The sequence below is a fragment of the Kineococcus siccus genome (genome assembly GCF_009906795.1).
Lineage (GTDB): Bacteria > Actinomycetota > Actinomycetes > Actinomycetales > Kineococcaceae > Kineococcus > Kineococcus siccus.
Genome location: NZ_JAAALN010000023.1, coordinates 22,273 through 29,856, shown reverse-complemented (window position 1 = coordinate 29,856; position 7,584 = coordinate 22,273). Strand labels below are relative to the sequence as shown.

Genomic DNA, 7,584 nt, shown 5'->3' with positions numbered 1-7,584 from the left:
CGACGCGGCCGGCCGGCCGGCGGGAGCCGTCGTCACCGTCGCGGTGGGCCACGCCGAGACCGCGAGGGGGACGGCGACGGCGACGGCCACGACGGCGCCGGCCACCTTCACGCGGCGGACGCGCCGTCGGTGACGCAGGCGCACGCGGGTGCCCCCGGTCAGCCGGCGCTCGTCCACCGGCTCGCGGCGCACGTCGGTGTCGAACGCCTCGACGAGCAGCCGGGTGACGGGGTCGTCGGGCGGGGGCGGAGCGTCGGGCGTGGTGTCAGGCACGGGTGGTGCCCTCCTCGAGGAGTTGCCGCCGCAGCGTGGCGAGACCGCGGTGGGCGTTGCTGCGGACGGTGGCGGGGGTGCAGTCCATGAGGTCGGCGATCTCCCGGTCGGGCAGGCCCTCGTACAGCCGCAGCACGATGGCCACGCGCTGCTTGTCCGGCAGTCGCCGCAGCAGGTCCAGGCAGCGCTGGCGCTCGGCGTGCGCGCCCGCCGCGTCGCCCACCGGCCGTTCGGGGAGGTCGGCGGGGTCGCTGGCGTGCTCGCGCCGCCAGGGGCGCCGGCGCGAGGACGTGACGGCGTTGACCACCATGCGGTTCAGGTACGCCGACGGGTCGTCCACGGCCTGGATGCGCGCCCACTTCAGGACGCACGTCGCGAGGACGTCCTGCACGACGTCCTCGGCCTGGTGCCCGTCGCGGAGCAGGGCCCGGGCCAGCCGCACCAGCTCCGGCCCCTTCCACGCCACGAGCGACTCGAGGTCCCAGACGGTGCGCCCGCCGGGGACCCCGGTGCGGGGCCGCCCGGCGGCGGAGGGCGACGTCGCGGTGCTGTCCCCGCCTGCAGCACCGCCGGCCACCCCGTCCCACCACCCGGTGGCCGGCGCGGGGGCGGTGCCCCCGTGCTCGGCGCCGTCCGCGGGAGGTGTCACAGCGGTAGGACGCACCGGACGCCGCCGGTGTTGCACGCGCGCACCCCCGGGTTCCACGACCGCGGCGCGGTTGCTCGGGTCGCGGCGCGCAGGGCAGGATCGGGAGGCCGCCGACGGCGCGGCGTCCCGCGGGACGTGCCGCCGACCGCCGGGCCCCGAGACCGTCCCGCTCTGCGCGCAGCGCTGCCGCTCGCGCCCCCGAAGGAGGCAGCGTGTCCACCACGCCGCTCGACGTCCCCCCGGCCGCGTCCACCCTGCCGCGACCCGAGCACCCGCGCCCGTCCGTGCAGCGTCCGGACTGGCTGTGCCTCAACGGGCAGTGGGAGTTCGAGGTGGACGCCGCCGACTCCGGCCTCGAGCGCGGCCTGTGCGATCGACCCCTCGCGGGCTCGATCACGGTGCCGTTCGCACCCGAGTCGGAGCTGTCCGGCGTCGGGAACCCCGACTTCATGCCCGCCGTCTGGTACCGCCGCACGGTCGAGGTGCCGGCCGCGTGGGCGGGCCGGCGCACCCTGCTGCACTTCGGCGCCGTCGACCACGACGCGACGGTCTGGGTCGACGGTGCCGAGCTCGCCCGCCACCGCGGGGGGTTCACGCCGTTCACGGTGGACCTCGGCCACCGCACGGGCGAGGTCGTCGTCGTCCTGCGCGCCCGCGACCACCGCGACGGCCCGCAGGCCCGCGGCAAGCAGTCCACGCGCTACGCCGGGTACGAGTGCTTCTACGCCCGCACGACGGGGATCTGGCAGACCGTCTGGATGGAGCCCGTCCCCGACGTCTCCCTCGCCCGTCCCCGGATCACGCCGGACCTCGCGGCGTCGACGCTGCACCTCGAGCAGCCGCTGCGCCGGTCCGGCACCGGGACGGCCGGGGACCGGGCGGGGTGGACACTGACGGCCTCGGTGCGGGACGCGGCGGGCGACGTCGTCACCGCGACCGTGCGCGCCGACCTCGACCTCTCGCCGCGGCTCACGCTGGTCCTCCCGGCCGACCGGGTGCGGACCTGGTCGCCGGAGGACCCGCACCTGTACGACGTGACGGTCGAGCTGCGCGACGCGGCGGGCGACGTCGTCGACGCGGTCGAGACCTACGCGGGCCTGCGGTCGGTGAGCATCGACGGCAAGGCCGTGCTGCTCAACGGCCGGCCGGTGTTCCAGCGCCTCGTGCTCGACCAGGGGTACTACCCCGACGGCCTCATGACCGCTCCCACGGACGCCGCCCTGGTCCGGGACATCGAGCTGTCGATGGCGGCCGGGTTCAACGGTGCCCGCCTGCACCAGAAGGTGTTCGAGGAGCGGTTCCTGTTCCACGCCGACCGCCTGGGGTACCTGGTGTGGGGCGAGTTCGGCGACTGGGGTGCGGCCGAGCGCGGGACGACGGAGCGCGGCGAGCTGCAGCGGCCGACCCCGAACTTCGTCTCGCAGTGGCTGGAGGCCCTGGAGCGCGACTACTCCCACCCCTCGATCGTCGGGTGGTGCGGGCTGAACGAGACCTACCAGGAGATCACCGACCACGGCCAGGTCCTCGACGACGTCACGCGGGCGATGTTCCTGGCGGCGAGGGCGATGGACACGTCGCGTCCCGTGCTCGACGCGTCCGGGTACTCCCACCGCGTCGGCGAGTCCGACGTCTGGGACTCCCACAACTACACGCAGGACCCGGCGCAGTTCGCCCGGGAGATGGCCGGCCTGGCGCAGGGCCGACCCGACACGAACACCGGTCCGCGCGGTGAGACCTGGTCGGTCCCCTACGGCGGGCAGCCGTGGTTCTGCAGCGAGTTCGGCGGCATCTGGTGGCGTCCCGACGCGGCCGCGAGCGACCCCGACGTGGACCGCGGGGCCACCTCGTCCTGGGGCTACGGCGAACCGCCGCGCAGCGAGGAGGAGTTCCACCACCGCTTCGAGGGCCTGACCGGGGTGCTGCTGGGCGATCCCCTCATGTTCGGCTACTGCTACACCCAGCTCACCGACGTGTTCCAGGAGCAGAACGGCGTCTACTCCTTCGACCGCAGCGAGAAGCTCGACGTCGCGCGCGTCCGGGCCGCTCAGCTGCGCCCGGCCGCGATCGAGGGCTGACCCGCCGGCGCCACCGCGGGCGCCTGCCGCACGGCGCGGCGGTGTCGAGCATCACGGTGTGCCGACCCCCGTGGCGGAGGAGCATGACGGGGTGACGTGCGCCGCGCTGACCCCCTGGTGGCTGACCCGACACGCCCTCGCGCAGCGTGCAGCGGACGGGGGCACCGCCGGCACCGCCGTGCTCGACGTCGGCAGCGCGCCGGTGGTGGAGCTGGCCTGCGCCGCGCGGCGCCTCGCGGGTGCGGCGGGTGACCGGGTGCTGCTGCAGCGCGCCCACCGCCTCGTCGCGACGCGCGTCCGTCCCGTCTACGCCGTGGAGGAGTTCCAGCCGGCGTCGACGACCCTGCGGCGGGGACGGGGTTCGTGCAGTCAGCGGCTCGCGGTGCTGGAGGCGGTCGCCCGCAGCAGCGGCATCGCCACCCGGTGCCGAGGCCTGCTGGTGGACGGGGCGTTCTGGTCCCCGCGGTTCCCGCGGCTGCGGCGGGTCCTGCCCTCCGAGGTCGTCCTCGCGTGGCCGGAGTTCCACCTCGCGGGCCGGTGGGTCCCCGTGTCGGAGCTGTTCGGGCCGGTCGCCCCGCGAGCGCGGCCGTTCACCAACACGGGCGCGGAGACCCTGTTCGACGCCCTCGCACGGAGCGCGGTCGCGTGGGGCGCCGCCGCGTGGTGCCCGCCGGACGACTGCGGGGCTGGGGCGCCGGTGACCGTCGTCGCGGACCTGGGCCGGTTCTCCTCCCGCGACGAGCTGTTCGCCGTCCACGGCCAGACGTTGTGCCGACCCGCGAGGTTCCTCGTGGACCCCTGGCTCAGCCGGGTGGCTGCCGGGGCCTCCCGCCCCGGCTGAGGTGCTGTGGCCGTCCCCTCCCCGTCGGGCGGGCGGCGGTCGTGTGCAGGACCGGTGTCGGGCGGTCGGGGAACTCGGCACGAGCGGGCGGGGCCCGGCAGCCTGGGTCACCTCCCCGGCGAGAGGACCTCCGTGACGACCCCTGCCCGACCCGACCGGTGGCGCACCGCCCGCGTCGTCAGTGCGGTGCTGCTCGCCACCGGGCTCACCGCGACCGTGCTCCTTGTCCTGCAGCCGTGGGCCTCGTGCCCCGGGATCGACGACGCCCCCGCCGGTTGCCCCGTGGGCGCGACGCAGGTGGCGTGGACCGGCGCGTCCCTGCAGTTGGCGGCCGCCGGCGTGCTGGGGTTCGTCGCGACCCTGGTCGCCCGCGACGGTCCTCGCCGCCGCCCGGCCGCGTGGGCGCTGCTGGTCTGCGGTGGCGGGTTCGTCGCCGGTGCCGGACTGACGTCGTCCGGGCTGGTGTGACCCGGTGCCGAGGCACGACCGCTGGGAAAGCAGGGCGTAGCGTCGTCGAGTGCTCCTCAGCTGCCCCGGGGAACTGGTCGTGGGAGCGACAGAACGCTTGCGTCTGCGGCGGTCCTCACCGAACGACGCCGGAACCATCACCGCGTGGCTGAGTGACGAGCGTGTGCACCGCTGGTGGGGAGGTGCGCCGGTGCCGCTGGAGGAGGTGATCGAGAAGTACACCGGCCGACGAGAACCCGCAGTCGTCGTGTACCTCATCGAGGCGGGCGGTTGCGCCGTCGGCCTCATCCAGGCGTGGCAGGACGATGTCGAACGAGGGCTGGACATGTTCGTCGCTGCGGACGAGCAGGGCTGCGGCCGGGGACCGGCGGCCGCGCAGGCGCTGGCCGAGGACCTGAGTCGTCGCGGTTGGCACGACCTGACGGTCGACCCGGCGGTGGGCAACGCCGCGGCGATCCGCGCCTGGGCACGTGCGGGCTTCGTCGCGACGGGACGGCGCGGTCTGGACGACGGCCACGAGACGCTCCTGATGACCTTCCGGCCGCAGACGGACAGCGGCCCCTGACGGCGGCCGGCGCGGGCGTCGCCGCGGTGAGCAGCACACCACCGGCGGGCGTCGCTCAGCTTGTGCCGGCAGTGCCCGAACGTTCGCGCACCGGTGTCGTCCGGGCCTTCGGGACACTGGACGAGGGAGCGTCCGTCTGCGCCGCCCGTCCCGCGGTCCGGGAACGGGTGAGCGTCGAACCGGCGCTCGCGGCGACGACGAGGACGACCCCGAGAACGCCGGGGAGGGTCAGGTGCTGACCGAGCAGGACCCGGCCGGCCAGGGAGGCGACCGCGGGTTCCAGGCTGAGGAGGATGCCGAAGGCGGCGGCGGGCAGCCGCCGCAACGCCGACAGCTCCAGGGAGTACGGCACCACCGACGCCAGCACGGCGGTACCCACCATCGCCGGCAGCAGTTCCGGCCGGGCCAGCGCCGCGACGGCGCCGCCCGCCCCCAGGGGCAGCAGCACCACGGCCGCGACGCCGGTGGCGAGGGCCAGCCCACCGAGACCCGGCACCGCCGCGCCGACCCTGGCCCCGGCGACGATGTACGCGGCCCAGAACGCGCCGGCGACGAGGGCGAACACCACTCCGAGGGGGTCGAGGGCCCCGCCGCCGCTGCCGTGGCCGGTGACGCCCAGCAGCAGCACACCGGCCAGCGCCAGGGCGACCCAGGCGCCGTCGCGCCGGCGCCGGGACGTCAGCGCCGCGAGCGCCAGCGGGCCGAGGAACTCGATCGTCACCGCCGTCCCCAGCGGGATGCGCGCGATCGCCGCGTAGAAGCACCCGTTCATCCCCGCCAGGCACACCCCCAGACCCAGCACGGCGCGCCACTGCGACCGCGTCAGGGACCGCAGCCGCGGGCGGGCCAGCGCGAGCAGCAGCAGGGCCGCCACGCCGAGGCGCAGCAGGGTCGACGGCGTGGGCCCGACGAGGGGGAACAGCTGGGCCGCGCAGGCGGCGCCGAGCTGCAGCGAGACGCACGAGCCCAGCACCATCGCCACCGGTGCCGCGGCACCCCCACCGGCCCGGCCGGCGGTGACGCGGGCGCTCACGCGCGGCCGTCCTGACGGGCGCGCTCCGGACGAGGCGGACGGAGGGAGGAGAGGGTGGGCGGCACCCCTTCACCATCGGACCCCGTCATGGTTGAGGTCTAGCGAGGACTTGTGCACGGTACCCGTCAGTTCTCCTGACGGGTGGCAGGGTCCCTGGTGCGGAGGGAGCGAACCGTGCTCGACGTGCACCGCCTGCGACTGCTGCGCGAACTGTCGCGCCGGGGGACCCTGGCCGCCGTGGCGCGCAGCCTGTCCTACAGCCCGTCGGCCGTGTCCCAGCAGCTGGCGCAGCTGGAGACCGAGGCGGGGGTGACGCTCCTGGAGCACGTGGGTCGCGGGGTCCGCCTGACCGCGCAGGCGCACCTGCTCGTCGGGCACGCCGACGCCGTCCTCGAACGCCTCGAGCAGGCGGAGGCGGACCTGGCGGCCTCCCTGGACGAGGTGCGCGGGACCGTGCGGGTCGCCGCCTTCCAGTCCGTCCTGCACCGTCTGGTGCCGACCGCCTTGACGCACCTGGCCGACGAGCACCCCCTGCTGCGAGTGGAGTTCGTCCAGCTCGAGTCGACGCAGACCGTCACCGCCCTGCTCGCCCACGACGTGGACCTCGTGCTGGGGGAGGAGCACCCCGACCAACCCGAACCCCGGGTCCCGGGCATGCACGAGCAGGACCTGGGTCACGACGAACTGCGTCTGGCCGTCCCCGTCAGCGGCCCTCTCGCGGCGTCCGGTCCCGGAGGTCCCCGGCGCGCGGGCACCGCCCTGACCGACCTGGCCGCGGCGGCGTGGGTGCTGGACCCCGCCGACACGCCGCCGGGGCGGTGGGCGCGTACCCTTTGCCGCACAGCGGGTTTCGAGCCCGACGTGCGGTTCGAGACCCCGGACCTGCTGCTGCACGCGCACCTGGCACGCACCGGCAACGCCGTTGCGCTCCTGCCGGACCTGCTCGGCGAGCAGGACCGCCCGGCCCTGCGCCTGGTGCGCCTGCCCGGCCGACCCAGCCGCCGCCTGTTCACCGGGGTCCGGCGCGGTGCCGCGCACCACCCCGTCGTGCGCGCGGTGCACGACAGCCTCGTCCACGCCCTGCGGGCCGTGCAGCAGTCCACGGCCGGCTCCCTCGACCCGCGCTGACGGGGCGGCTGCGCCGAACCGTGGCACGGACCTCGCACGGGTGGCACCGTGGGCGTGTGGTCACCGCGTCCCGTCCCTCGGCTCCTCGCCGCGATCCGCTGTCGGCGCTCCTCGTGGCCCCGCCCGTGCTGGGGGCGGTGGCGACGCTGGTCACGTCCGCCTCGCTGACGAGCTGGGACCTGGTCACCGACGGCGTCGGGGCCGTGCTGTTCGCGCTGGCGTTCGTCGGGTGGTCGATGCTGCCGTTCGCCGCCGCGGTCGCGGTGGGCCGCTCCGTGCACCGGTACTGGCGCGGCGGCAGCCCCGTGGCGTTCGTCGGCGGCGTGGTGCTGGTGGCGCTGACGGTGTGGGTGCTGTGGGACATCGTGACCTCCGAGTCGTCCACGGCCGTGATCGGCCTCCTCTTCGTGCCGTTCGCGCAGGCGGCCGTCGCCGGACTGACGATGGCCGGAGCCGTCGGCGTCGCGACCCTGCGCCGGCGCGGGGCCTCGGGAGCCGACACGACCGCCGAACCCGACTCGTGAGGTGGCAGGAGCGGGTCGTCGAGGCGGC

Annotated in this window: 8 protein-coding genes and 1 pseudogene; 6 read left to right on the top strand and 3 right to left on the bottom strand. The window is 75.8% G+C overall.

What is annotated here, in order from left to right:
* Nucleotides 1-273 (bottom strand): annotated as a pseudogene (locus GTR02_RS05110) (hypothetical protein); the annotation flags it as partial.
* Nucleotides 266-922, bottom strand: coding sequence for a SigE family RNA polymerase sigma factor (locus GTR02_RS05105; RefSeq protein WP_338073592.1), 657 nt, complete (start codon nt 920-922; stop codon nt 266-268). The pseudogene GTR02_RS05110 and the gene GTR02_RS05105, both read right to left, overlap by 8 nt.
* Before the next feature lie 212 nt (nt 923-1,134).
* Here GTR02_RS05105 and GTR02_RS05100 point away from each other — a divergent pair, with 212 nt between their 5' ends.
* From GTR02_RS05100 to GTR02_RS05085, 4 genes are all read left to right on the top strand, one after another.
* Nucleotides 1,135-2,997: a sugar-binding domain-containing protein gene (locus GTR02_RS05100; RefSeq protein ID WP_166606387.1), complete on the top strand. Its 1,863-nt coding sequence runs from the start codon at nt 1,135-1,137 to the stop codon at nt 2,995-2,997.
* 58 nt (nt 2,998-3,055) lie between these two features.
* A complete protein-coding gene (locus GTR02_RS22765; protein WP_205708662.1) occupies nt 3,056-3,838 on the top strand; it encodes a transglutaminase domain-containing protein in 783 nt (260 codons plus the stop codon).
* A gap of 132 nt (nt 3,839-3,970) precedes the next feature.
* Nucleotides 3,971-4,306: a hypothetical protein gene (locus tag GTR02_RS05090; protein WP_166606386.1), complete on the top strand. Its 336-nt coding sequence runs from the start codon at nt 3,971-3,973 to the stop codon at nt 4,304-4,306.
* Between the two features lie 49 nt (nt 4,307-4,355).
* Nucleotides 4,356-4,871 (top strand): GNAT family N-acetyltransferase, encoded by a 516-nt coding sequence (locus tag GTR02_RS05085; RefSeq protein ID WP_166606385.1) that lies wholly within the window; start codon nt 4,356-4,358, stop codon nt 4,869-4,871.
* Between the two features lie 55 nt (nt 4,872-4,926).
* Here the strand turns inward: GTR02_RS05085 and GTR02_RS05080 are convergent, their stop codons facing one another.
* Nucleotides 4,927-5,904 carry an EamA family transporter gene (locus GTR02_RS05080; protein WP_338073591.1) on the bottom strand — a complete coding sequence of 326 codons (978 nt, stop codon included), beginning with the start codon at nt 5,902-5,904 and terminating at the stop codon, nt 4,927-4,929.
* Between the two features lie 174 nt (nt 5,905-6,078).
* Here GTR02_RS05080 and GTR02_RS05075 point away from each other — a divergent pair, with 174 nt between their 5' ends.
* Together GTR02_RS05075 and GTR02_RS05070 are read left to right on the top strand one after the other, a co-directional pair.
* Nucleotides 6,079-7,032, top strand: a complete 954-nt coding sequence (locus GTR02_RS05075) for a LysR substrate-binding domain-containing protein (RefSeq protein WP_166606384.1) — start codon at nt 6,079-6,081, stop codon at nt 7,030-7,032.
* A 56-nt stretch (nt 7,033-7,088) separates the two neighbouring features.
* A complete protein-coding gene (locus GTR02_RS05070) occupies nt 7,089-7,556 on the top strand; it encodes a hypothetical protein (protein WP_166606383.1) in 468 nt (155 codons plus the stop codon).
* Nucleotides 7,557-7,584 lie beyond the last annotated feature (28 nt).